Origin of the sequence: Pseudomonas sp. ANT_H4 (assembly GCF_008369295.1) — a bacterium.
GTDB lineage: Bacteria > Pseudomonadota > Gammaproteobacteria > Pseudomonadales > Pseudomonadaceae > Aquipseudomonas.
In genome coordinates this window covers 73,260-97,404 of sequence record NZ_VOBG01000012.1, presented here as the reverse complement: position 1 = coordinate 97,404, position 24,145 = coordinate 73,260, and the positions used below count along the sequence as shown (strand labels likewise).

The 24,145-nt window shown below is 60.0% G+C and carries 25 protein-coding genes and 3 pseudogenes; 14 read left to right on the top strand and 14 right to left on the bottom strand.

Features of this window, described 5'->3' with window-relative positions:
• Nucleotides 1-2 precede the first annotated feature (2 nt).
• Nucleotides 3-263, bottom strand: coding sequence for a hypothetical protein (locus tag FQ182_RS17030; RefSeq protein WP_149413112.1), 261 nt, complete (start codon nucleotides 261-263; stop codon nucleotides 3-5).
• 147 nt (nucleotides 264-410) lie between these two features.
• Here FQ182_RS17030 and nhaR point away from each other — a divergent pair, with 147 nt between their 5' ends.
• A complete protein-coding gene (gene nhaR, locus FQ182_RS17025) occupies nucleotides 411-1,316 on the top strand; it encodes a transcriptional activator NhaR (RefSeq protein WP_149413113.1) in 906 nt (301 codons plus the stop codon).
• On the opposite strand, the gene FQ182_RS17020 is transcribed toward nhaR, so the two are convergent.
• Nucleotides 1,313-2,467: an MFS transporter gene (locus FQ182_RS17020; protein ID WP_149413114.1), complete on the bottom strand. Its 1,155-nt coding sequence runs from the start codon at nucleotides 2,465-2,467 to the stop codon at nucleotides 1,313-1,315. The two genes, nhaR and FQ182_RS17020, sit on opposite strands and share 4 nt — an antisense overlap.
• Nucleotides 2,468-2,793: 326 nt before the next feature.
• On the opposite strand from FQ182_RS17020, the gene sstT reads away from it, so the two are divergent.
• Entirely contained in the window at nucleotides 2,794-4,017 is a 1,224-nt protein-coding gene (sstT, locus tag FQ182_RS17015; protein WP_149413115.1) for a serine/threonine transporter SstT, read from the top strand.
• Nucleotides 4,018-4,087: 70 nt separating this feature from the next.
• On the opposite strand, the gene FQ182_RS17010 is transcribed toward sstT, so the two are convergent.
• On the bottom strand, nucleotides 4,088-4,597 hold the full coding sequence (locus tag FQ182_RS17010) for a DUF1993 family protein (protein WP_149413116.1): 510 nt from the start codon (nucleotides 4,595-4,597) through the stop codon (nucleotides 4,088-4,090).
• Nucleotides 4,598-4,722: 125 nt separating this feature from the next.
• Here FQ182_RS17010 and FQ182_RS17005 point away from each other — a divergent pair, with 125 nt between their 5' ends.
• Entirely contained in the window at nucleotides 4,723-5,370 is a 648-nt protein-coding gene (locus tag FQ182_RS17005; RefSeq protein ID WP_149413117.1) for a YceH family protein, read from the top strand.
• Nucleotides 5,371-5,454: 84 nt separating this feature from the next.
• Here the strand turns inward: FQ182_RS17005 and FQ182_RS17000 are convergent, their stop codons facing one another.
• Nucleotides 5,455-6,273, bottom strand: coding sequence for a shikimate 5-dehydrogenase (locus tag FQ182_RS17000; RefSeq protein ID WP_149413118.1), 819 nt, complete (start codon nucleotides 6,271-6,273; stop codon nucleotides 5,455-5,457).
• Between the two features lie 155 nt (nucleotides 6,274-6,428).
• On the opposite strand from FQ182_RS17000, the gene FQ182_RS16995 reads away from it, so the two are divergent.
• The 3 genes from FQ182_RS16995 (at nucleotide 6,429) to FQ182_RS16985 (ending at nucleotide 7,532) form a co-directional block, all read left to right on the top strand.
• Nucleotides 6,429-6,800: a hypothetical protein gene (locus FQ182_RS16995; protein WP_178114473.1), complete on the top strand. Its 372-nt coding sequence runs from the start codon at nucleotides 6,429-6,431 to the stop codon at nucleotides 6,798-6,800.
• A gap of 244 nt (nucleotides 6,801-7,044) precedes the next feature.
• Nucleotides 7,045-7,239 (top strand): hypothetical protein, encoded by a 195-nt coding sequence (locus FQ182_RS16990; protein ID WP_133100434.1) that lies wholly within the window; start codon nucleotides 7,045-7,047, stop codon nucleotides 7,237-7,239.
• A gap of 113 nt (nucleotides 7,240-7,352) precedes the next feature.
• Entirely contained in the window at nucleotides 7,353-7,532 is a 180-nt protein-coding gene (locus FQ182_RS16985; protein ID WP_149413120.1) for a hypothetical protein, read from the top strand.
• Here FQ182_RS16985 and FQ182_RS16980 read toward each other — a convergent pair.
• Nucleotides 7,529-8,590 carry an AI-2E family transporter gene (locus FQ182_RS16980; RefSeq protein ID WP_149413121.1) on the bottom strand — a complete coding sequence of 354 codons (1,062 nt, stop codon included), beginning with the start codon at nucleotides 8,588-8,590 and terminating at the stop codon, nucleotides 7,529-7,531. The two genes, FQ182_RS16985 and FQ182_RS16980, sit on opposite strands and share 4 nt — an antisense overlap.
• A 162-nt stretch (nucleotides 8,591-8,752) precedes the next feature.
• Between FQ182_RS16980 and yegQ the strand changes: the two genes are divergently transcribed.
• Entirely contained in the window at nucleotides 8,753-10,072 is a 1,320-nt protein-coding gene (gene yegQ / locus FQ182_RS16975) for a tRNA 5-hydroxyuridine modification protein YegQ (protein ID WP_149413122.1), read from the top strand.
• Between the two features lie 79 nt (nucleotides 10,073-10,151).
• On the opposite strand, the gene FQ182_RS31005 is transcribed toward yegQ, so the two are convergent.
• The 3 genes and pseudogenes from FQ182_RS31005 to FQ182_RS16965 form a co-directional block, all read right to left on the bottom strand.
• A complete protein-coding gene (locus FQ182_RS31005) occupies nucleotides 10,152-10,907 on the bottom strand; it encodes a methyl-accepting chemotaxis protein (RefSeq protein ID WP_371923892.1) in 756 nt (251 codons plus the stop codon).
• Nucleotides 10,908-11,009: 102 nt separating this feature from the next.
• Nucleotides 11,010-11,831: pseudogene (locus FQ182_RS31000) on the bottom strand (cache domain-containing protein); the annotation flags it as partial.
• Nucleotides 11,832-11,950: 119 nt separating this feature from the next.
• Nucleotides 11,951-13,270 (bottom strand): Na+/H+ antiporter family protein, encoded by a 1,320-nt coding sequence (locus tag FQ182_RS16965; RefSeq protein ID WP_178114475.1) that lies wholly within the window; start codon nucleotides 13,268-13,270, stop codon nucleotides 11,951-11,953.
• Between the two features lie 256 nt (nucleotides 13,271-13,526).
• Between FQ182_RS16965 and FQ182_RS30995 the strand changes: the two are divergent.
• Nucleotides 13,527-14,816, top strand: a pseudogene (locus FQ182_RS30995) (HAMP domain-containing protein); the annotation flags it as partial.
• A 102-nt stretch (nucleotides 14,817-14,918) separates the two neighbouring features.
• Nucleotides 14,919-15,674, top strand: a complete 756-nt coding sequence (locus FQ182_RS30990; protein WP_371923891.1) for a methyl-accepting chemotaxis protein — start codon at nucleotides 14,919-14,921, stop codon at nucleotides 15,672-15,674.
• Between the two features lie 85 nt (nucleotides 15,675-15,759).
• Here FQ182_RS30990 and FQ182_RS16955 read toward each other — a convergent pair whose 3' ends face one another.
• From FQ182_RS16955 to FQ182_RS16940, 4 genes are read right to left on the bottom strand one after another with little or no spacing between them, the layout of a single operon-like run.
• The gene (locus FQ182_RS16955) at nucleotides 15,760-17,079 is read right to left on the bottom strand and encodes a sensor histidine kinase (protein ID WP_149413126.1); all 1,320 of its coding nucleotides are present in this window, start codon (nucleotides 17,077-17,079) and stop codon (nucleotides 15,760-15,762) included.
• Nucleotides 17,076-17,744: a response regulator transcription factor gene (locus tag FQ182_RS16950; RefSeq protein WP_149413127.1), complete on the bottom strand. Its 669-nt coding sequence runs from the start codon at nucleotides 17,742-17,744 to the stop codon at nucleotides 17,076-17,078. The genes FQ182_RS16955 and FQ182_RS16950 overlap by 4 nt, the downstream gene beginning before the upstream one ends.
• Complete coding sequence (locus FQ182_RS16945) at nucleotides 17,744-18,067, bottom strand: PepSY domain-containing protein (protein ID WP_133100443.1); 324 nt, start codon at nucleotides 18,065-18,067, stop codon at nucleotides 17,744-17,746. Before FQ182_RS16945 ends, FQ182_RS16950 begins: the two co-directional genes overlap by 1 nt.
• Complete coding sequence (locus tag FQ182_RS16940) at nucleotides 18,067-18,375, bottom strand: PepSY domain-containing protein (RefSeq protein WP_133100444.1); 309 nt, start codon at nucleotides 18,373-18,375, stop codon at nucleotides 18,067-18,069. Before FQ182_RS16940 ends, FQ182_RS16945 begins: the two co-directional genes overlap by 1 nt.
• 158 nt (nucleotides 18,376-18,533) lie before the next feature.
• Here FQ182_RS16940 and FQ182_RS16935 point away from each other — a divergent pair, with 158 nt between their 5' ends.
• From FQ182_RS16935 to codA, 5 genes are all read left to right on the top strand, one after another.
• Nucleotides 18,534-19,613, top strand: a complete 1,080-nt coding sequence (locus FQ182_RS16935; RefSeq protein WP_149413128.1) for a patatin-like phospholipase family protein — start codon at nucleotides 18,534-18,536, stop codon at nucleotides 19,611-19,613.
• Between the two features lie 77 nt (nucleotides 19,614-19,690).
• Nucleotides 19,691-20,047 (top strand): 6-carboxytetrahydropterin synthase QueD, encoded by a 357-nt coding sequence (gene queD / locus FQ182_RS16930; protein ID WP_019692825.1) that lies wholly within the window; start codon nucleotides 19,691-19,693, stop codon nucleotides 20,045-20,047.
• Between the two features lie 111 nt (nucleotides 20,048-20,158).
• Entirely contained in the window at nucleotides 20,159-20,782 is a 624-nt protein-coding gene (locus tag FQ182_RS16925; protein ID WP_149494035.1) for an NUDIX hydrolase, read from the top strand.
• A gap of 205 nt (nucleotides 20,783-20,987) precedes the next feature.
• Nucleotides 20,988-22,256 carry a cytosine permease gene (gene codB / locus FQ182_RS16920; protein ID WP_149413130.1) on the top strand — a complete coding sequence of 423 codons (1,269 nt, stop codon included), beginning with the start codon at nucleotides 20,988-20,990 and terminating at the stop codon, nucleotides 22,254-22,256.
• A gap of 54 nt (nucleotides 22,257-22,310) precedes the next feature.
• Nucleotides 22,311-23,546 (top strand): cytosine deaminase, encoded by a 1,236-nt coding sequence (gene codA, locus FQ182_RS16915; protein WP_149413131.1) that lies wholly within the window; start codon nucleotides 22,311-22,313, stop codon nucleotides 23,544-23,546.
• 114 nt (nucleotides 23,547-23,660) lie between these two features.
• Here the strand turns inward: codA and FQ182_RS30365 are convergent.
• Together FQ182_RS30365 and FQ182_RS16905 are read right to left on the bottom strand one after the other, a co-directional pair.
• Nucleotides 23,661-23,889 (bottom strand): annotated as a pseudogene (locus FQ182_RS30365) (lipase family protein); the annotation flags it as partial.
• Nucleotides 23,870-24,067: a hypothetical protein gene (locus FQ182_RS16905; protein WP_149413132.1), complete on the bottom strand. Its 198-nt coding sequence runs from the start codon at nucleotides 24,065-24,067 to the stop codon at nucleotides 23,870-23,872. The gene FQ182_RS16905 and the pseudogene FQ182_RS30365, both read right to left, overlap by 20 nt.
• Between the last annotated feature and the right edge of the window lie 78 nt (nucleotides 24,068-24,145).

The following is a 24,145-nucleotide window of genomic DNA, read 5'->3' as shown; positions in this document are numbered from 1 at the left end:
GGTTAGGTTTCCTGCGAGGAAGCTTCACGCGTCTCGCTGTCGGATTGCTCTTCGGCGTTTTTCTCTTTGGGGCTGATCAACCCTTGGGTCGCCTCGCTCAACGCCTGCTCGGCCGCCTGATGAGTATCGTCGATGACTTGCTTGGCCGACTCGCTCGCTTTGCCCAGCAGTTGCTGCGCACTTTTCTCGGCCTGATCACAACCACTGATCATCACCAATGAAAGCGCAAGCAACGACGCCGCGCCCAGAGAATTGAGTTTCATGATGCGTTCCTCGTTAGAACCGTTGGACCCAAGCATTGAGCCCGCGATAGCGAGGCATTCTAAGGAAGCAAACAGTTCAGGAAAATTCGTATTTTTTCCGCTTATACTTCGATTTACACGAAGTAACACTCTCCCTTAAGGCGGCCCATGCTCAATTACCGACAATTGCACTACTTCTGGGTGGTCGCCAAGACCGGCAGTATCGTGCGCGCCTGTGAGCAATTGAACCTCACGCCGCAGACTATCAGTGGGCAAATCAGCCTGCTGGAGCAGACTTTCGGCGTGGCGCTGTTTCAGAGGGTGGGGCGCAAGTTGGAGTTGACTGAGGCCGGACGGCAGGCGCTGCCTTATGCCGAACAAATGTTCCAGATGGGTAATGAATTGGAAGCCATGCTGCGGGCCCAGCCCAATGAGCAGCAGATTCTGTTTCGTGTCGGCGTCGCTGATGTGGTGCCCAAGTCGATCGTCTACCGGCTGATCGCGCCCATCATGGAATTGAGCGAGCCGATCCGCATTACCTGCCGCGAAGACAAACTCGAACGCTTACTGGCGGACCTGGCGATCCAGCGGCTGGACCTGGTGATCTCCGACAGCCCGATGCCCTCGCACCTGGATATCAAGGGCTACAGCCAAAAACTGGGGGAATGCGGCATCAGTTTCTTTGCCACCCAGGCATTGGCTGACCGGCATGGCGGCGAGTTTCCACAGTGCCTGCAGGGCGCTCCGCTGCTGATTCCGGGGGTGGAAACGGTGGTACGTAGTCGTTTGTTACGCTGGTTTGCCGAGCAGCAGATCCAGCCACGGATTGTCGGTGAGTTTGACGACAGCGCCCTGATGCAGGCCTTCGGCCAATCCGGCAGCGGCATTTTCATCGCCCCCAGCGTCATCGCCGATGAGGTCAAGCACCAGTACAGCGTGGCCCTGATCGGCCAGACCGACGCGGTGACTGAATCGTTCTACGCTATCTCGGTGGAGCGCAAGATCAAGCACCCCGGCATCGTGGCGATTACCGAAGGTGCCCGGCGAGAACTGTTTACCTCACTGCCCGGCTAGACGCAGACTTCGCGGGCCTTGGCGGTCATCAGCCAAAACGCCAGGAGGATCGACAGCAGGATAAAACCGGCGGCGGCAAAGCCAAGGCTACCCAGCCCGAGGGTATCGATCACCCGCCCACCGACCATCGCCCCCAGGCCAATGCCCAGGTTGGCACCGGCGATGTTCAGCGAAGCGGCAAACGCCGGAGCATGAGGCGCCACTTTCATCAGTCGTACATGGCTGACCAGGAACAGCGCCGCCTGGGTCACGCCCCAGATGCCCATCGCCGCCGCCAGGCCCAGGGTGGAATGGATAGCCGGCACCAGCGCCACCATACCGGTGATCATAAAACCGCAGAACACCATCGAAGCCATCAGCGGATGGCGGTCGACCATGCGTCCGCCCAATGAGTTGCCGATCAGGCCAACGGCGCCAAAGCCCATCAGGCACCAGCCCACCAGTGTGCCGTCGAAGCCGGCCAAGCGCTCCAAAATGTCCGCCAGGTAGGTATAAACGGTGAACATGCCGCTAAAGACCAGAATCGACAGCAGAACGTGGCCTTGCATCAAAGGGCTGCGCAGGATTTTGAACTGCGAACGCAAGGTCACCGCTTCTTTCTTCACCGTGGTGGCAGGCAGGTAGATAAACAGCAACAAGGCCTTGGCAAGCGCCACCACGGCGAGAATGCCGAAGGCTGTGCGCCAGCCGAACATATCGGAGATCAATGTGCCCACCGGAATGCCGAACACCGTGGCACAGACGATGCCGAAGCCGATCTTGGCAATGGCCCGGCCCGCGTACTCCGGCCCGACGATGTCCACGGCGGTTTCACTGGCCAGGGCCCAGAACACGGGTAGCCCAAGCGCCGGAATTAGCCGCGCCACGGACATGACCCAGATATTGGGCGCCAGGGCCGCCAGGGTATTGGCCAGGCTGAACATGATCAGGATCGTGATAAACAGGCGCTTGCGCTCAAAGCGGGCGAAATAGGCGGTAAGGAACGGGCCGAAGGCCGCTACGGTGAAGGCAAACAGGGTCACCAGCAAACCGGCCTGGGACACACTGACATCCAGGTCGCGGGCGATGGAAGGCAGCAGGCCGACGATGACGAACTCCGTGGTCAGCACGGTAAAACCGGCTGCCGAGAGCAGCAGGATGGGCAACAACATGAATAACTCCAGAAACAGCGACGCCAACGACAGCCCGAGGGCCCGCTGACAGGTATGGAATAAAAAGGATATTGAATGTTAGCAGAGTGTGTCGATCTTGGGGACCGGTAAGGTTGAATGGTCTGATCTCTGAGCGACCTAATGCCGCACGCTGGGCGGGACACGTCCTACAGCATGTTAGACTTCGTCGATTGCACCAGGCGCATTCGGCTACCGTGTGCCCTCATCAAAACTTTCCAGCGTTTTACTCTCTGGCAGCCTGCCCGGCTTCTGCTGCCTTGGTTGCACGCACCGCCGCACACACTAAAAAAACTAGAGACGCCCTTATGACTGCTGTCCCGCCCCTCTTTCGTCGACTCATGCGCGTCAGCCTGGTCACGCAAATTATCATCGGCCTAGTGGCCGGTATTCTGCTGGCTCTACTTTTGCCCGGTGTCGCCCAATCCACGGGGTTTATCGGCAAGGTGTTTGTCTCGGCCCTCAAGGCAGTCGCGCCGATCCTGGTATTTGTACTGGTCATGGCCTCAATCGCCAACCACAAGCACGGCCAGGAAACCCATATTCGGCCGATCCTGTTCCTGTACCTGCTGGGCACCTTTGCCGCTGCCGCCGTTGCGGTGATTGCCAGTATGCTATTCCCTTCCCCCCTGGTGCTCGTGACCCACGATGTGGCCGTGAGTGCCCCCGGCGGCATCGGCGAAGTGCTGCAAAGCCTGTTACTCAGCGTGGTGGACAACCCGGTCAGCGCGCTGATGAACGCCAACTTCATCGGTATCCTGGCCTGGGCCATCGGCATGGGCGTCGCTATCCGCCATGCCGGCGAAACCACGCGCACCGTGCTGAATGACCTGTCCAACGGGGTCACGTTGATCGTACGCATGGTGATTCGCTTTGCGCCGCTTGGGATCTTCGGCCTGGTGGCCTCGACACTGGCCACCTCCGGTTTCGGCGCGCTGCTGGGCTACGCACACCTGCTGCTGGTGCTGATCGGTTGCATGCTGTTTGTAGCGTTGGTGGTCAACCCGGCCATCGTCTTCTGGAAACTGCGCCGCAACCCTTACCCGCTGGTGCTGATGTGCCTGCGGGAAAGTGGCATCACGGCGTTTTTCACCCGCAGCTCAGCAGCCAATATTCCGGTCAACCTGGCGTTGAGCAAGCGCATGGGACTGCATGAGGACACCTATTCAGTGTCGATCCCGCTGGGGGCAACCATCAACATGGCCGGCGCCGCCATCACCATTACCGTATTGACCCTTGCCGCCGTGCATACCTTGGGCATTGCCGTCGACTTGCCAACCGCCATACTGCTCAGCGTAGTGGCAGCGGTCTGTGCCTGTGGTGCGTCGGGAGTTGCCGGTGGCTCGCTGCTGCTAATCCCCCTGGCGTGCAGCCTGTTCGGTATTCCCAGTGAAATCGCCATGCAAGTGGTCGCCGTGGGCTTCATCATTGGCGTGCTGCAGGACTCGGCGGAAACCGCACTGAACTCATCTACCGACGTGCTGTTCACTGCCGCTGCATGTCTGGGTCAGGATGCAAAAACTGCGGCATAAACCGTCAGCTACAAAAAAAGCCCGGGCCAACTCACTGCGAGCTGGCCCGGGCTTTTTTATGTCGCTGGGTTTAGAACGCGCCCATGTAATCGCGCTTGCCCACTTCCACTCCGTTATGACGCAGCAAGGCGTAGGCGGTGGTGACGTGGAAGAAGAATTGCGGCAGGCCGTAGGTCAGCAGGTAGGCCTGGCCGCTGAAGCGCTTCTCTTTAGGTGTGCCTGGACGGGTGACGATTTCGATGCCTTCCTTACCGTCGACTTGGGCTGGGGTGATGGTGTCAATAAAGGCCAGGACCTTGGCGATCAGTGCTTGCAGGTCGGCGAAGGTGACTTCGGTGTCTTCATATTTCGGCACTTCGATCTCAGCCAGGCGCGCGGAAACACCCTTGGCGAAGTCGACAGCAATCTGCACCTGACGCACCAGCGGGAACATGTCCGGGGACAGGCGCGCTTGCAGCAAGGCGTTCGGGTCGATGTTCTTGGCGGTGGCGTGGGCTTGGGCCTTGTTCAGCACATCGCTCAGGGCGTTGAGCATTTGCTTGAAGACCGGGAGGGAAGCGGCGTACAGGGAAATAGTCATGACAGTCTCGACAGTTGTGGCAGGGTTCGGATCAGGCACGATTATAGCCATGCAGGCTGCCAGTGCCGCTTGTCTTTTATTTTTTCGAGATTAGGCTAGTGGGCTCACAGCATAGGGAAAGCGCGATGACCAGCGAGCACGACACCACCTCCTCAGAGCCACGCCTCAACAGCACGGAAATCCGCGTTTTGGGTTGCCTGATCGAAAAACAGGCCACCAACCCTGAAACCTACCCGCTGACGCTTAACGCCCTGGTGATCGCCTGCAACCAGAAAACCAGCCGGGAACCGGTAATGAACCTCAGCCAGGGCCAGGTCGGCCAGAGCCTGCGTGCCCTGGAAGGTCGCGGCTTTACCAAGCTGGTGATGGGCAGCCGTGCCGACCGCTGGGAGCACCGTGTGGACAAGGCCCTGGAGCTGGTGCCAGCCCAGGTGATTCTCACCGGCCTGCTGTTCCTGCGCGGCCCGCAGACGGTCAACGAACTGCTGACCCGCAGCGGGCGCATGCACGACTTTGAAGATGCTGAGCAAGTGGTGCATCAGTTGGAACGCCTGATCGCTCGCGACCTGGCATTGCTGGTGCCTCGTCAGGCGGGGCAGCGCGAAGATCGCTATATGCATTCCCTGGGGGACCCGGCGGATATCGAGGTGATCCTTGCCGCCCGCGGCAATCCGCAGGAACGTGGTGCTGGCGGCGGTGTTTCCCTGGAGCGCATTGAAGAACTGGAAGCGCGAATTGCAGCGCTGGAAGAGCGCCTTACCCGCCTGGAATAAAACCCTCTGTGGCGAGCGGGCTTGCCCGCTCGCCACAGGTGTAGTGGTCACAGGTACAGTGTTCACCCTTAACTGCTTGCCACATTACCCCCTAGCAAACGCCACCGCAGCCTGAAACTGCTCATCCGTCGGCCGCACGCCGGTGTACAGCACAAACTGCTCCAGCGCCTGGATCGCGATCACTTCCAGACCAGTAATCACCCGCTTGCCCTGGGCACGACCGCGCTGAATCAACGGGGTTTCCGCAGGAATCGCCACTACATCGAACACAGTGTCAGCAGCATCGATGGCATCGGCGTCAAAGGCCAACTGCTCGGCTTGCGGGCCGCCGGTCATGCCGATGGGCGTCACATTGATCAGCATCTGCGGGCGCAGGTCGCCCAATTGCGCCTGCCACTCATACCCCAGGCTTTGCGCCAATGCCCTGCCGGCGGCTTCGTTGCGCGCAACAATCACGCCCTTGGTGTAGCCGCCATCGCGCAATGCGCTGGCCACGGCCTTGGCCATACCGCCGCTCCCGTGCAGGGCGAAGGTCGAATCCTTGGGCACCGCATGTTTTTTCAGCAATTGTTCAATGGCGATGTAGTCGGTGTTGTAGGCCTTGAGGTGCCCGGCGGTGTTGACGATGGTATTGATCGAAGCGATAGCCCTGGCCGAATCGTCCAACTCGTCCACCAGGGCAATGCAGGCTTCCTTGAACGGCATGGACACACCGCAACCGCGAATGCCCAGAGCGCGGATACCGGCCACGGCGCCGGGCAAATCCTGACTACTGAAGGCCTTGTAGTAAAAATTCAGACCCAATTGTTCATACAGGTGGTTGTGAAAGCGCAGGCCAAAATTCCCGGGGCGCCCCGACAGTGACATGCACAGTTGGGTGTCCTTGTTGGGGTTCATCAGCATGAGTAACTCCTTGAGTAAGCAAATCGGTACAGACCTTACACAACCTTTACCTACCGGCTGTGCTGTTTTTCAGAAATACGCTGTCTTAAAAGTATCCCCGCGACAATCCTTGAGTCTATTGATTGCAGACCACAAGCGCAGGGACCAACCGAGGAATGACCATGATTCGTAAAATCCCCAAGATCGCGTTGCTGATCGGTGCACTTGCTGTGGCAGGCCAAGCCTCTGCCCACGGTGGTGGCTGGGGTGGCCCGGCCGTAATCGGCGCCGTCGTCGGTGCAGCCGTAGTGGGTTCGGTGATCGCCAACCAATCCCGGCCGGTCTATGTAGAGCAACCGGTGTATGTCCAGCCGCAGCCGGTATACGCGGCTCCACCGCCGGTCTACTACCAGCCACAACCGGTCTACGTGCAACAGCCGGTTTATTACCGCCCTGCCCCGGTCTACTACGGGCCACCACGAGGTTATTACGGCCCACCTCGCGGCTACTACGGCCCGCCCCACGGCTATTATGGCCGCGGCTGGTAACTTGTTTGACTGAGACACCTGAACAGGCCTCGCAGCAGCTGCGGGGCCTTTTTTATGGCTCATACGGCCTGAATAAATCTTGCCGAGGTCGTTGTGAGGACAATGGCTGCGGTTAAATCCGACATCATTGAGTCAATGTGCACTTGCCCAAACCGGGTTCGTGCTGTCATGTTTTCGTCATGTCACGCTTTCACTATCAAAACTGTCCACCCCTGACAACTCATAACAACAAGGACGCCCCAGCATGCCCACACAGAACCCGCACCGCACTGCCGGCCTCTGCACTTCCAGCAAGGTCTATAGCGCCTTGACCGAACTCAAGCACCTGGAAGGCCATCGCAGCGCCAAGTTCCTCTCGCTGCTAACGGAAAACCTGGTCCGCAAGGGCCTGCTCAGCGAACAGGAAGTGGTGAGCATGCTCGATCAGGTGGTTGACTGATCGCAGCATGCCGCGCTTGTCTCGATGACAGTGATGTCGACTATCGAGCAGGGTGATTTCTCCCCAAGGCGTATGAACCGTAAGGTGAACGCCATAGAGAAATGGAGGTAGATATGCCCACTATTAAAATCATGTCCGTCATCGGCAGCGCCGTTCCCGCCCCACTCAGGGATCTGGGTTTACTCGCCTGCTGGTACCTGGTACGGGACGGCGAGGCCATCAGCGGCCCGCTCACCTCATTGCCCGACGCCCAGGCCCTGTCACGCAAGATGGCTCACTGTTTCCAAGCCTAAGGCAATCGTACCCGTGGCTTGGTTTCGACGAACAGCGCCCAGCTCGACATGAACAACGCAGCGATCAACGGCCCGATGACAAACCCATTGAGACCGAAGATCGACAGGCCGCCCAAGGTCGAGATCAGAATCAGGTAATCGGGCATCTTGGTGTCCTTGCCTACCAGGATCGGCCGCAGCACGTTGTCCACCAGGCCGATCACAAAAATGCCGAACAGCGCCAGCACCACCCCTTGCCAGATCGAACCGCTGAGCAGGAAGTATGCCGCCACCGGGGCCCAGACAATCCCCGCGCCCACTGCCGGTAGCAGTGACAGAAACGCCATCAATACCGCCCACAGCAATGCACTGGGAATATCCAGAAACCAGAAGATCAAACCGCCCAGCGCGCCCTGGGTCACGGCCACCAGTAGGTTGCCCTTGACGGTAGCGCGCACCACCCGGTTGAACTTCAGTTGCAAGCGACGCTTCTGTGGTTCGGCCAGCGGCACCGCCGTGCGCACCTTGCGTACCAGTTCAGGGCCGTCGCGCAGCAGGAAAAACAGCAAGTACAGCATGATGAAAAAACTGACAAGGAAATCAAAGGTGCCCTGGCCAAAGCTGAACGCCTGGCTGGCGAAGAACTGGCTGCCTTGCATGGCGCCCTTGACGATTTTTTCCCGCAGCCCTTCCAGGTTGCCCATGCCGAAGCGATCCAGAAGGTGCTGGAAATACGGCGGCAGAAGGGTCTTGAATTGCTCGATATAGCCGGCAATGTCCAGTTTGCCGCTTTCAATATTTTTGTACAGCGTCGCGCCTTCCTGCACCAGCAAGGCACTGGTGATGATCACCGGCAAAATCGCGATTACCAGGCAGACCAGCAGGGTAGAGAGTGACGTCAGGTTTCTATTCCAGCCAAACCGCAGCTGCAGGCGCTGCTGCAGGGGCGCAAAGACGATCCCCAGAATAATCGCCCAGAACACTGCGCCGTAGAACGGCAGCAGTATCCAGAGAAACGCACTGGTCACCAGGGCCAGCAGCAACAGCAGGGTTTTGAATTGCAAATTCGTTTGGTTCATGTCCAATCCATGCCAGAAAAACACAGAGCGCCCAGCGCGCCCTGTTGCTTAGTCCGCCGCAAATCCTGCGAGTGCCATCTTTGTCCCTACAGAATAGACGCAGATCAATAAAGCCCAGGCCGGGTTCGATTACCCTGCCACCCTTTTGCGATCGAAGTCCTCATGTTCCCTGCCCTCGCCCCCGAATTGCTAGCTCCCGCCGGCACCCTGAAAAACATGCGCTACGCCTTCGCCTACGGCGCCGATGCGGTGTACGCCGGGCAACCGCGCTACAGTCTGCGGGTGCGCAATAACGAGTTCGACCATGCCAACCTGGCCCTCGGCATCGAGGAGGCCCATGCCCAGGGCAAGCGTTTCTACGTGGTGGTCAACATCGCGCCCCACAACGCCAAGCTAAAAACCTTCCTCAAGGACATGGCGCCTGTGATCGCCATGGGGCCGGACGCGTTGATCATGTCCGATCCGGGCTTGATCATGCTGGTGCGCCGACACTTCCCGCAGATGCCGATTCACCTGTCGGTGCAGGCCAATACGGTGAACTGGGCGAGCGTCGAGTTCTGGCAGCAGCAAGGGATCTGCCGGATCATCCTGTCCAGGGAACTGTCCCTGGAAGAGATCGCTGAAATCCGCCAGCAGGTGCCAGCCATGGAGCTGGAAATCTTTGTCCATGGTGCGCTGTGCATGGCCTACTCCGGACGCTGCCTGCTGTCGGGTTACATGAACAAGCGTGACGCCAACCAGGGCACTTGCACCAATGCCTGCCGCTGGAAGTACCAGGCGACGCCTGCGGTGGAAAACGCCGCCGGCGATATCGTCCAGGAATATCAACCCGAGCCGACCCTGGGCTTTGGCGCCCCCACCGACCAGGTATTCCTGCTCCAGGAAGCCAATCGCCCGGACGAACAGATGCCAGTGTTCGAAGACGAGCACGGCACCTACATCATGAACGCCAAGGATTTGCGGGCGGTGCAGCACGTCGAGCGCCTGACCCGGATGGGCGTGCATTCGCTGAAGATCGAAGGCCGGACCAAATCACATTTCTATTGCGCACGCACCACCCAGGTCTACCGCCAGGCCATTGATGACGCGGTCGCCGGACGGGAGTTTGACCGTGGCCTGATGACCAATCTGGAGTCCCTAGCCCAGCGCGGCTACACCGAAGGCTTCCTGCGTCGACATGTGCATGACGAGTATCAGAACTATCAGAACGGCAGCTCAGTGTCGGAGCGCCAGCAGTTTGTCGGTGAGTTGACAGGTGAGCGGCGTGGGGAGTTGGCCGAGGTCAAGGTGAAGAATCGCTTTGCCGTGGGCAATCATCTGGAGTTGATGACGCCGGCGGGAAATTTTCATTTTGATCTAGGGATGATGCAGAACGGTAAAGGCGAGGCAATCGAGGTAGCACCGGGGGATGGGCATACCGTGTATGTGCCGATACCCATGGAGATGGATCTGCGGTTTGGGCTTTTGATGCGTGATGTTTAAGGGAAATTGAGGGTACCTGTTCCGGCCTCATCGCAGGCTTGCCCGCGATGAGGCCCGTATAGGCGCCTCATCGCCTGAATCAGATTCTGAACTGCCCCACCAACTTGCCCAGCCGCTGCCCCAGATCAGCAAGGCTACGGGACGTCTGCGCGCCCAGCTGAGTCTCATCCGCCACGCTGTCCACCGCCACGGCAATCTGATGCACGCTGCGGTTGATCTCTTCGGCTACGGCAGTCTGCTCTTCGGCGGCGCTGGCGATCTGCGCGTTCATTGAGTTAATGGTGCCGATCAACTGGGCCATGGCGTCCAGAGACGCACCGGCTTCGTTGGCCTGGGCCGAGGTGCCATCGCCAGCATCGCTGGAGCGGCGCATGGCTTCCACGGCCGCCTCGGTGCCCTTTTGCAGGCGGTCGATCATGCCCTGGATTTCCTGGGTGCTTTGCTGGGTGCGGCTGGCCAAGGCCCGCACCTCATCGGCCACCACCGCAAAACCACGACCGGCTTCACCCGCGCGGGCCGCTTCGATGGCGGCGTTGAGGGCCAGCAGATTGGTCTGATCGGCAATCGAGCGAATCACCCCGAGCACGCTGACAATCGACGAAACGTCATGCTGCAGGCTGTCCAGGGACACGCCGCTGCTGCGGATGTCATTCACCAGCGCATGGATCTGCGCAATGCTGCCGTCCACCACACGCTTGGCAGCCTGGCCTTCGGCGTCGGTCTGTTGCGCCGCCACTGCCGCACCCTGGGCACTGCGGGCCACTTCATGGGCCGCCGAGGACATTTCATTGATAGCCGTCGCCACTTGGTCAGTCTCGTGACGTTGACGCTCCATCGCCTGTTCCGAGCGATGAGCCTGATCGGAGACCTGGCTGACAAGGCCAGTGAGTTGCGAGGTCATTTCGGTGATCTGGCGCACCAGACCGTGGATCTTGTCGACAAAACAGTTGAACGAACCCGCCAACTCTCCAAGCTCATCCTGGCTGGTGATTTCCAGGCGACGGGTCAAGTCACCTTCGCCGGCGGCGATGTCGTCAAGGTTGACTTTCATCAGGTGTAGCGGCCGCAGGATGGTATTGGCCACCAGCATGCCGACAGCAGCGATCACCAACAGCACCACCACGGCGATGCCGATGATGCTCATCAGTACGCCTTCCATGCGCTCATGAACCTTGACCTCGACCTCGGCGACCTGAGCCTCGATGCCATCCAGATTGACCGCGGTACCGATGACCATGTCCCACTTGGGCAAGTATTCGGTGTAGCCGAGTTTGGGCACCAAGGCCGTTTGCCCAGGCTGCGTCGAACTGTATTGCAGGTAATGCGTGCCATCCTTGCCCACTTTTACCAGGTCACGATTGACGTAGACGCCGTTGGGGTCCCGGTTGTCCTTGAAGCTTTTGCCAACGCCCTCAGGGCTGTTGCCCTTGAACAGGCGAATGGTTTCGGAGTCGTAGCCAAAGAAGTAGCCATCCTTGCCGTAGCGGGTGTTCGACAGCAGCTTGACCACCTGCGCCCGCGCGGCCGTGTCGCCTGGGGCGGCGGCATCGTAGAGCGGTTTGATGGTAGTCATTGCCACCTCGACATAACTCTGCAGGGTGACCTTGGCGTCATTGAGTAAGTTCTGACGGGTTTCTTCGACCTCGTTACGGGCTTGCTCCTGGAGAATCCACACCGTGGTCAGGCTGATGACCACGGCAAACAACAGAACGGGCAGTACTGCGAGGGACAGTACTTTGGCCTTCAGGCTAAGGCGCATGGCTTTTCTCTCTCGTATAGGGGCGACGTAAGAGGGTTAACGGCCTGAGGGGATAAAACTGTAGGCGCGAGCTTGTTGTGGCGAGCGGGCTTGTCGGATCGCCACAAGACAATTCAACGTCACAAGGTCATCGCGGCAAACCAGCCAAACGCCAGCAACGGCAGGTTGTAGTGCAGGAACGTCGGCACCACGGTGTCCCAGATATGGTGATGCTGGCCGTCGATGTTCAAGCCCGAGGTCGGGCCCAGTGTCGAGTCTGAGGCTGGCGAACCGGCATCGCCCAGGGCGCCGGCCGTACCGACGATGCAAACGATCGCCAGCGGGCTGAACCCCAGCTGCACACACAGCGGCACGAAAATCGCAGCAAGGATCGGCACCGTGGAGAACGACGAGCCGATGCCCATGGTCACCAGCAGCCCGACCAGCAACATCAGTAAGGCGCCCACACCACGACTATTGCCGATGAAGGCGGCGGACGCTTGCACCAGGGTCTGCACTTCGCCGGTGGCCTTGAGCACTTCGGCAAAACCCGACGCGGCGATCATGATGAAGCCGATCATCGCCATCATCTTCATGCCTTCGGTGAACAGATCGTCAGTGTCACGCCAGCGCACGATGCCCGACACCGAGAAGATCAGGAACCCGGCCAGGGCGCCGATGATCATCGAATCCAGCCACAACTGGATAATGAACGCAGAGGCAATCGCCAGGCCGGCCACCAATAGAGTCAACGGGTTGTATTGCACGACGACCTGCTCGACCCGCTCGATTTTCTCCAGGTCGTACACGCGTTTCTTGCGGTAGCTGATAAACACCGCCACCAGCAGCCCGAACACCATGCCCAGTGCCGGAATACTCATGGCGTGGGTGACGTTGACCTGACTGATGTCCACCCCGCTCTTGGCAACGTTGGCCAGCAGGATCTGGTTGAGGAAGATATTGCCGAAACCCACGGGCAGGAACATATAGGGGGTGATCAGACCGAAGGTCATGACGCAGGCAATCAGGCGGCGGTCCAGTTGCAGCTTGGTCAGCACATATAGAAGCGGCGGCACCAGCAGCGGGATAAAGGCGATATGAATCGGCAGGATGTTCTGCGAGGCGATGGCCACCGCCCAGAGCAGGCCGATCAGTACCCATTTGACGTGGTTGCCACCGTTGGCTTCCTGGCGATCCACCAGCAGCAGGGCCTTGTCCGCCAAGGCGTGGGCCAGGCCAGACTTGGCAATCGCCACCGCGAAAGCACCGAGCAAGGCGTAGGACAACGCCACCGTGGCGCCGCCGCCCAGGCCGCTGTTGAACGCCTTCAGCGTCGCATCGATACCCAGCCCACCGGTCAAGCCGCCCACCAGGGCGCCGACAATGATCGCGATGACCACATGCACACGGGACAGGCTGAGCACCAGCATGGTGCCGACCGCGGCAATGACTGCATTTATCATGGTTACCTCAAGACAGAAAACATAAAAAACAGCAACAAACGGCACACATCCGCCCTGGCTACCGTCGAGAACGGCTGCCGGAAGGGAAGCAAAAAGGGAGTTTTATTAGAGGGCGCGCACTTTGCAGCAGGTGGAGCAGCATGTCAAAGAGCGACGTCGCTGGCAGCGATTCAATTGGGCGTATGAATAAAGAAAAAACCCGAGCCGCCGATACAGTTAATCATCTCTGCCGTAACGAAGGTTAAGGATCTCCATGTCGCTCAGACAGCTGTCCATTCAATGGAAAATCACCCTCCTGGCCGGCCTTTGCCTGCTGGGGATCGTGACCCTGCTGGTGGGTCTTTCGCTGTATCGCATGGAGCAAAGTTCCCTGCGGGTCAAAGCCTCCAGCATGGAGATGCTCGACGTCGCGGCCCAGGCCCGTATCGAGGCCCAGGGTGAAGTGCAGGCGCTGGGCATTCGCCAGCAATTCATGGACGCCTATCAGTACGGTCACGGGTTTTCCCGTCAGGTACTGTTCCTGCGCGAACAAGCCGAGAAGCGCTTCCTGGATGCCTTCGACCTGCGCGAAGACCTGACCCGCCAGGTCAAGGCGGCGCTGCAAGCCAACCCCGACCTGCTGGGCCTGTCCCTGGTGTTCGAGGCCAATGCGCTGGATGGCAAGGACGAACTGTTTACCGGCCAGAAAGATCTGGGCAGCAACGAAAAAGGTCGATTCGCCCTCTACTGGTCACAGCCAACACCCGGCACATTGACCTCCATGCCGCTTCCCGAAAGCGACATGTCCGACACCAGTGTCGGACCCAGCGGCGAAAAGGCCAACGCCTGGTTCACCTGCCCACGCAACACCCTCAAGCCGTGTGTAATCGAGCCCTACTTCTATGTGATCGATGGGCAAAACGTGCTGATGACCAGCATCGTCTTCCCGTTGATGGTGGACGGCAAAGTCATCGCCTCGCTGTCGGTAGACATCAACCTCAACAGCCTGCAGACAATCAGCCAACGCGCCAGCCAGAAGCTTTATAACGGCCAGACCAACGTCAGCATCATCAGCCCGGTGGGCCTGCTGGCCGGCTACAGCCCGGACGCCAGCAAACTCAGCCAGCGCCTGGACAGCGTTGACACCGCCAGCGGCGCGCAACTGATCAGCGCACTGGCCGCCGGCGCCCAGACACATAGCCTGCGCACCGACCATCAACTCAAGGTGCTGGCGCCCTTCCAACCGATTCCCGACGGCAAGCCCTGGGGCGTGTTGCTGAACGTGCCGGAAAAAGTTCTGATCGGTCCCGCCGAAGCCCTAAAGGCCGAACTGGACGCTGATAACACCAAGGGCACCCTGCTGGAACTGGGCCTGGGCCTCTTGGCAGCGGTGGTCGGCCTGTTGCTGGTGTGGCTGATGGCCCGCAGCGTGACCCGGCCAATCCTTGGCGTGGCGCGCATGCTGGAAGACATTGCCAGCGGCGAAGGCGACCTGACCCGGCGCCTGGCCTACGACAAGCGGGATGAACTCGGTGAGCTGGCCGGCTGGTTCAACCGTTTCCTCGACAAACTTCAACCGATCATCGCCGAGGTCAAGCGTTCGGTGCAGGACGCACGTGGCACCGCCGACCAGTCCGCCGCCATTGCCACCCAGACCAGCGCCGGCATGGAGCAGCAATACCGCCAGGTCGATCAGGTGGCCACCGCCTCCCACGAGATGAGCGCCACCGCCCAGGACGTCGCCCGCAGCGCCGCCCAGGCAGCACAGGCCGCCCGCGATGCCGATAAGGCCACCCGCGAAGGCTTGACCGTGATTGACCGTACCACCACCAGCATCGGGCATCTGGCCGCCGACATGAGCACGGCGATGGCTCAAGTCGAGGGCCTGGCCGCCAACAGCGAGAAGATCGGTTCGGTGCTGGAAGTGATCCGCGCCATCGCCGAACAGACCAACCTGCTGGCGCTCAACGCGGCCATCGAAGCCGCCCGTGCCGGTGAGGCCGGTCGTGGTTTTGCGGTGGTTGCCGATGAAGTGCGCAACTTAGCCCGGCGTACCCAGGAGTCGGTGGAGGAAACTCGCCTGGTGATTGAGCAATTGCAGAACGGTACCCAAGAGGTGGTTGGCTCCATGAGCAACAGCCATCGCCAGGCCCAGGGCAGTGTCGAACAGGTAGGCCAGGCGGTCACGGCCTTACGCCAGATCGGCGAGGCGGTGACGGTGATCAGCGATATGAACCTGCAGATTGCCAGCGCCGCCGAGGAGCAAAGTGCCGTGGCCGAGGAGATCAACAGCAACGTGGCGACTATTCGCGATGTGACCGAGTCGTTGTCCGAGCAGGCCAACGAGTCGGCGCGGGTTAGCCAGGCGTTGAACAGCCTGGCCAATCAGCAGCAGGGGTTGATGGATCAGTTCAAGGTTTGAGGCACTGGCGTCATCGCCCGTTCGATGACAATCCAGTGTGGTTTGTCTGCGATAGCTATGGGTAGCTGCACATTGTTGCAGGCCTTCAGACATGACGGCGGGGCAATTCGATCACCACCTTCAACCCGCCCAACGCGCTCTCCTGCAACTGCAATGTCCCATCCCACACCTCGACGATATCCCGCACGATCCCCAGGCCCAGCCCGTGGCCGGCGGTCTGCTCATCCAGTCGCGTGCCACGGCTGAAGACCTGATCACGCTGGGCCTCGGGAATGCCAGGCCCATCATCCTCGACGCTCAGACTAAAGCCTTGCGCAGTTTCAACGATGCTCAAGCGTATCTCGACATCCGCCCATTTGCAGGCGTTGTCCAGCAGGTTGCCAAGCAGCTCCAGCAAGTCCTCGCGGTCCCACGGCAATTGCAGACCAGGACGAACGTGATAGCTCAAGTCCAGATGCTCGCCGTGGATCATATTCAGGGTCGCCAGCAATCCCGGCAATTCTCCATCGCAATCAAACAACGCGCCCGGCAAGGTCTCCCCGGCCAGCCGCGCGCGATTGAGTTCGCGGTTGAGCCGTTGCTGCACCTGCTCCAGCTGCTCACGCAACAGCTTGCTCAACTGTGGATGGTCCTTGAGCTGTTCGCTGGAGGCCACACTCAGCAGTACCGCCAGAGGGGTTTTCAAGGCATGACCTAGATTGCCCAGGGCATTGCGTGAACGTTTGAGGCTGTCTTCGGTGTGGGCCAGCAGATGGTTGATCTGTGCCACCAGCGGCTCCAGTTCCACCGGCACCTGTGTGTCCAGTTGCGAGCGCTGGCCTTGTTGCAGTTGGGCGATCTGTTCGCGGGCGGTTTCCAGTGGGCGCAAGGCCCGGCGCACGGTGACCCGTTGCAGGATCAGGATCAGCAGCAACGCCGCCAATCCCAGCACCAGGCCGACCTGGCGCATTAAGCGAAAGCTTTCCCTGACCGGTGTGTAGTCCTGGGCCACGCTGATGGAAATCGACTGGCCAAAACGCTTGTAGTCCGAACGCAACACCAGCAGTTGCTGACCTTCTGGCCCCAGTTGCAGGTTGCCCTTGAGACCGGCCTGGGGCAGTTGCGGCAACTCCTGATCCCACAGTGAGCGAGAGCGCCAATGAGTGTTACTAAAGTCGATACGGAAATAGTGCCCGGAAAACGGCCGCTGATAGGCCGCAGACAAGCGCTGCTCATCCAGCTGTACGCCATTGGGTCCGCGGACCAGTGCCACCAACAGGTTCTCACTGTCGTTGCGCAGCCCTGATTCGAGGTAACGCTGCAAACCCACTTCGAACAGCCACAGACTGGTCTGCGCCAGCACCAGGCCTACGATCACCATCACGCTGATCAGTCCCAGGCTCAACCGCTGCTGGATGGATTTCACGTTGGGGCGGCGCCAAAACGGTAGCCCTGGCCGCGCCGGGTTTCGATCACGCTGCGGCCCAGCTTGCGGCGCAGATGGTTGACGTGGACTTCCAGCACGTTGGAATCGCGTTCGGTCTCACCGTCGTACAGATGCTCGGCCAGGTGGCTTTTCGAAAGAATCTGTTCGGGGTGCAACATGAAATAGCGCAATAACCGGAACTCGGCGGCGGTCAGTTGAATCTCTTCACCGTCGCGGATGACGCACTGACGGCCTTCGTCCAGGTGCAAGCCGGCCGCCTGCAAGGTTGGCTGGTTAGGCTGGCCATGGGAGCGGCGCAGCAGGGCCTGGATGCGCAGGTACAACTCTTCAGGGTGGAATGGTTTGCTCAAATAGTCATCGGCGCCGGCCTTGAGCCCTTCGATGCGTTCGGCCCAGGAGTCACGAGCGGTAAGGATCAGCACCGGGGTGGCCAGCGCGGCGGCGCGCCATTGGGCCAACACTTCAAGCCCGGGCAAACCCGGCAGGCCGAGGTCGAGGATGATCAGGTCGTAAGGTTCGCTACGGCCCTGATAGACCGCATCGCGCCCGTCCGCCAGCCAGTCCACCGCATAGCCTTGGCGGTTGAGCCCTGCCATCAGTTCATCGGCCAGCGGGACGTGGTCTTCCACCAGAAGCAGGCGCATCAGTCATCTTCCTTGTCTTTAAGCACTTGACCGGTGTTGGCGTCGAGTTCGATCTCGCGCACCACACCGTCGACGGTCAACAGTTCGATTTCATAGATATAGCGCACCGAGCGATCCTTGTGCTCCTCCAGCTCCGCATCCAGCAGCTTGGCACCCGGATAGCGCGCCATGGCTGGCCCCAACAGGTGCTCAAGGGGTGCGATTTCGCCCTTCTGGCGCAGGTGCAGCGCTTCGTCCTGGCCCAGGTCCCGGGCAGCTACCACCGAGCAAAAAGCCAGGAGCACCAGTGCCACTCGACTGCTGGTGCGTAGATTTACCTTCATTACGTATCCTGATGATCCTTGAGAACAACCCCAGTGACGGCGTCCAATTCCAGATCCCACTCAATGCCCTGGGCATCGCGCAGTTCAACCTGATAAAGGTACTTGCCGTACTCCTCTTCAAGCTCGGTTTCGGTCACCGTCGCTCCGGGATGCTTGGCCAGTGCCGTGGCATTGAGCTTCTCGAAAGACACAATGGTACCAGCGTCGCGCAGTTTCAACGCCTCATCCGGCCCCAGGTCGCGGGCCTGGGCCAGGCTAGCGGTGAGAGCGATGATACTGGTGGCAACTAAAGCTGTGAGTTTTTTCATGGTGCGTCTCCGTTTCAGGATATTTTTCCTACGACGCTCACGGTAACGCCTGCAACTTAACTGAAACTGAATTGCCACCATGGCAATTATCCTAAACACCTTGCCCTCAAGCGTGCGAGATTTTCTATACTGCCCTGCTCGCGTCAAAAGAGAACGGTATGACCGCTATTCACATCAAGTTTCCAGCCCTCACGCTCAAGGCCGGCAAGCGCGCCTTTTCGCGCATTCGTGAACAAGGTTTGAAGCCGGTTGATGTCGGCATTCTCCCCGGCGCGGCGGGTGGCCCGAAAGCCCTGGGCATCCAGGGCCTGGACCTGGCGCTGTTCGGTGACTGGCTGGCACGGGAACCCCGGGAGCGCTCACTGATCGGCGCGTCCATCGGCTCCTGGCGCTTTGCCAGCGCCTGCCTGCCTGACCCGGTGCAAGGCCTGCTTGACCTTGGCCGCTTGTACAACGAACAGCGTTTTGCCAAGGGCGTGACCATGGCCGAGGTCAGCCAGAGCTGCCAGCGCATGCTCGATGATCTGCTGGCCGGGCGCGATGCAACGCTGCTGACGAACCCCCTCTATCGCCTGAACATCGTCGTGGTCAAAAGCCATGGCTTGCTGGCCGACGATCACCGTGGCCGCCTGGGCCTCGGGTTGTCATCGGTGATTGCCGACAACCTGCGAGGCCGTGCACGGCTGTCACGACACTTTGAGCGGCTGATCATCCACGACCCCCGCCAGGCGCCGCCGCTGCACCCGCTCAAGGATTTCCCCTCGCGTTTTCTCGACCTGGACACGGGCAACCTGCGCCAGGCGCTGCTGGCGTCCGGCTCGATCCCGATGGTCATGCAAGGGGTGCGCGACCTGCCGGGGGCCGGTGCCGGAACCTACCGCGACGGCGGCCTGCTGGACTACCACCTCGACCTGCCCTACCAGGGCGATGACATCGTGCTGTACCCGCACTTCACCGACCGGGTCATCCCCGGCTGGTTCGACAAGGGCCTGCCTTGGCGACGTGGCAGTCAACAGGGTCTACAGAATGTATTGCTACTGTCGCCGTCGAGGGAATACCTGGCCCGCTTGCCCCACGGCAAACTGCCAGACCGTAGCGACTTCAAGCGTTTCATGGGCGATGACGCGAGCCGCAGCAAATACTGGCAAGCGGCAATGAGCGAAAGCCGTCGATTGGGCGATGAGTTTCTGGCGTTGGCCGATAGCGGACAATTGGGTGAACGCCTGACGCCCCTCTGATCAGCCGGTGTGCCCTGCGCCGGATCAAGCTGTTAAACTCGCCGCCTGCCAGACACCTGACCGAGCTGAAAAACACTGTGGAAATTTTTAAAGAATTTACCTTCGAGTCCGCCCACCGCCTGCCTCACGTGCCCGAAGGCCACAAATGCGGGCGCCTGCACGGCCACTCGTTCAAGGTGGCCATCCACCTGAGCGGCGACCTCGACCCGCATACCGGCTGGATCCGCGACTTCTCGGAGATCAAGGCGATTTTCAAGCCGCTCTACGAGCGCCTCGACCACAACTACCTCAACGACATTCCAGGCCTCGAAAACCCAACCAGTGAAGTGCTGGCCAAGTGGATCTGGAATGAGTTGAAACCGTTGCTGCCGGAACTTAGCGCGATTCGGATTCATGAAACATGCACCAGTGGCTGCATCTATCACGGCGAATAAGCCAGCGTTGTGAAAAACCACCTTTATAGGTGGTTTTTTTATGCCTGCTGGCCTTGCTCCACAGGCCAGCAGTGATTAAAACGGGACTTCCCCGCATTCAAGGACCCCACCATGGAAAACACCTGGCTGGCTCAGGCCAAACGCCTGCAAGCATTGGCCTCAACAGGGTTGCACTTTTGCAAGGATGACTTCGAGCGTGAGCGCCTGGAAGAAATCGCTCATATTGCCCACAGCATGCTGGCGCAACTGGGTAACTTGCCGCTAGAGCGCATCACCGGGCTGGTCTCGGACTTCGCCCAGCGCTATTCAACGCCGATGATCGATGTGCGTGGTGCGGTGATCGAGGGCGACCGTATCCTGCTGGTGCGGGAACTGACCGACGGCTGCTGGGCATTGCCCGGTGGCTATGCCGATATCGGTTTGTCGGCCGCTGAAAACGTCATCAAGGAAATCCGTGAAGAGGCTGGCTTGACCGTCACCGTACGGTCGCTGTACAGCGTTACCCATAAAGCCAAAGGCTTGTACCGGCCCGATGTGCGGGACTTCTACAAGCTGTACTTTCTCTGTGAGCGAATCGATCAGGCCGCACCGATGGCCGGTTTCGAGACCACGGATGTCGGCTTCTTCAGTCTGGATGACCTGCCGCCACTGTCACGGGGCAGGACCATTGAAAGTGATCTTGAGGCAGCGTTTGCGTTTCATCGCGGAGAGACGACTCACACCCTCTTCGATTGAGGCAACTAGCGGTGATCCAATTTGTATCACCGACGCACCGCTTTCGCGCCTGAACGGGCAGAAAGAACAACTGTTCCCGCCGATTCCCCCTGCCCGTCTATAAATACTGTGCAACCTGCACATCACCCACCGCGCGCCTCTCACTGCAGCGCAATTGGCACGACCGGTGCAACAGGCCTGCGTCACTCACTCAGGGGAAAGGCACATGACGCAGAAAGAACCGGGCAACGATTACCCTCTCAGCGAAGTGCCCATGCACGCGCGCAAAGGCCTTGCCTCCACGGCCATGGTGCTGCTGGGTTTCACCTTTTTTACCGCGACCATGTTCGCCGGCGGCAAGCTGGGAGTGGCCTTCAGTTTTACCCAGATGCTCGGCGTCGTGGCCCTGGGTAACCTGCTGTTGGGTATCTACGCCGCAGGCTTGGGTTACATCGCCTTCAAGAGCGGTTTGAACTCGGTGCTGATGGGGCGCTTCTGCTTCGGCGAAGTGGGCAGCAAGTTGAGTGACCTGATCCTCGGCTTCACCCAAATCGGCTGGTACGCCTGGGGCACCGCCACCGCCGCCGTGGTGCTGGGGAAATATTTCGAATTGAGCCAGGGCAGCGTACTGGCATTGATGGTGCTATTGGGCATGGTGTTCTGCGCCACCGCCTACGTGGGGTATCGCGGGCTGGAGATTCTGTCGTATATCGCGGTACCGGCCATGTGCATCCTGCTGTTTCTGTCGATGTGGGTCGCCACGGTGAAAGTCGGCGGGCTCGACGGACTACTGGCAGTGGTGCCCACAGGCGAGTTGGGCCTATCCACGGCCATTACCCTGGTGTTCGGCACCTTTGTCAGCGGCGCAACCCAGGCCACCAATTGGACCCGATTTTCCCGCTCGGCCAAGGTCGCGGTGCTGGCCAGCCTGATTGGCTTCTTTGTCGGCAACGGTCTGATGGTGCTGATTGGCGCCTATGGTGCCATCGTCTATCAGCAACCAGACGTGGTGGAAGTGTTGCTGCTGCAAGGTTTTGCCCTGGCGGCAATGGCCATGCTGCTGCTCAATATCTGGAGCACCCAGGACAACACCATCTACAACTTCGCCGTCGCCGGTTGTAACCTGCTGCGCACCCGACGCCGCAAGACCGTGACCCTGATCGGCGCGGTGATCGGTACGCTACTGGCGCTGCTGGGCATGTACGACATACTGGTGCCTTACCTGATTCTGCTGGGCACGGTGATTCCGCCGATTGGCGGGGTGATCATGGCCGACTTTTTCTACCGTTATCGCGGCCACTACCCACGCTTGGCCGAGGCCCGCTTGCCGGCGTTCAACTGGCCTGGGCTGACGGCCTACGCGGTTGGTACCGTGCTGGCATTCAACTCACCATGGGTGGCGCCGCTGGTGGGGATTGCCGCCGCGTCCGCAACCTATATCGTGCTGACCGCCCTGCTGCGAGTACGCGCACCGTTGGCTGACGCCCAGGTATGAGCCTGACCCTGGCGGCTGTCGCCTGATTGTTTTTTGCCAAAGAGGAACTTGCCCATGCACATCATCAACGCTCGCCTGCGCAACCGTGAAGGCCTGCATGATCTGCACCTGGAACATGGCCGGATCACCAGCATCACCCCACAAGGTGCCGCACCAACACTGGGGGCGGACGACCTGGATGCCGGCGGCAACCTGGTGGTGCCACCCTTCGTCGAGCCGCATATCCACCTCGATGCCACCCTCACCGCTGGTGAGCCGCGCTGGAACATGAGTGGCACACTGTTTGAAGGCATCGAGTGCTGGGGCGAACGCAAGGCCACCATCACCCAGGAAGACACCAAGACTCGTGCCAAAAAAACTATCCAGACCCTGGCCGCCCATGGCATCCAGCATGTGCGCACTCACATCGACGTCACCGACCCGGACCTGACCGCGCTGAAGGCCATGTTGGAAGTGCGCCAGGAAAGCACGCACTTGATCGACCTGCAGATCGTCGCCTTTCCCCAGGAAGGTATCGAGTCCTACCGCAACGGCCGCGAACTGATGGAAGAAGCCATTCGCCTCGGCGCCGATGTGGTCGGCGGTATCCCGCACTTTGAATACACCCGCGACCAAGGCGTCAACTCGGTGAAATTCCTGATGGACCTGGCCGAGCGCACCGGTTGCCTGGTGGACGTGCATTGCGACGAAACCGACGACCCACATTCGCGCTTTCTTGAAGTACTGGCCGAAGAGGCCCGCAGCCGAGACATGGGCAGCCGGGTTACCGCCAGCCATACGACGGCGATGGGCTCCTACGACAATGCCTACTGCGCCAAGTTGTTTCGCCTGCTAGGGCATTCGGGTATCAGTTTCGTCTCCTGCCCCACCGAAAGCATTCACTTGCAAGGGCGCTTCGACAACTTCCCGAAACGCCGAGGCGTAACCCGAGTCAACGAATTGCTGGAAGCCGGCATGAATGTCTGCTTCGGCCAGGACTCCATAGTCGATCCCTGGTATCCACTGGGTAACGGCAACATCCTGCGGGTGCTCGAAGCCGGGCTGCACATCTGCCATATGCTCGGCTACCGTAACCTGCAAAGCGCCCTGGACCTGGTCACCGACAACAGCGCCCAGGCCATGGCACTGGGGGATCGTTACGGGCTGGAACCGGGGCGTCCGGCCAACCTGCTGATCCTTTCTGCCGACAGCGACTACGAAGTGATTCGCAGCCAGGGATTGCCGTTGTACTCGATTCGCGGGGGCAAGGTGTTGATGAAGCGCCAGCCCGCCCAGGTGGAGTTTTTGTAGCTTTACACGATCGAATCGATATCCAGGGTTTGCGCCCTTCCCAGTCCCCAGTCGTCAGCCGGTTGCGGCGGGATACTTGCTACTTGCGACAGCTCGCGGTTCTCCTGATGGGTAAACCAGCGTACCGTGGGTGTCCAGGGTTTGTTGCCAGCGACGCAGGGTGGCCCAGGCTGCCGGGATGTAGCTGGCGACCATAAAGTGCTGGCTGGACTGGACGGTTGGCTCGGTCAGGCATGTCTGCGTTGAGTTGCAAGGCGCGTTTGCAGGCTGCCTCCTCGATGGATTCGCAGCCGGGGGTCCACAAGACAGAGGACTGAGTGCCGTCAGGCAAGATGAGCGGCATGATTCAACCGCCCCGCGTACTGATGCCCGGCGCTATCCTGAAGATGGTAAGGCAAACCGCCATATGCCTTGCCATCCCCCATCTCGTCGACTACACAGAAGCTTGCCCAATGCCCTCGCAATGGACAGGCAGGCATCTTGTTGCTGAAAAATGGTTGCTTCCATGCATCCTGTTTCATGAGGCCGCTCCTATTCTTTACACGTCGGATAGGTGGTGCACATGCGCCCATCCGGCATTTTGAAGAGTTTGAAATCTG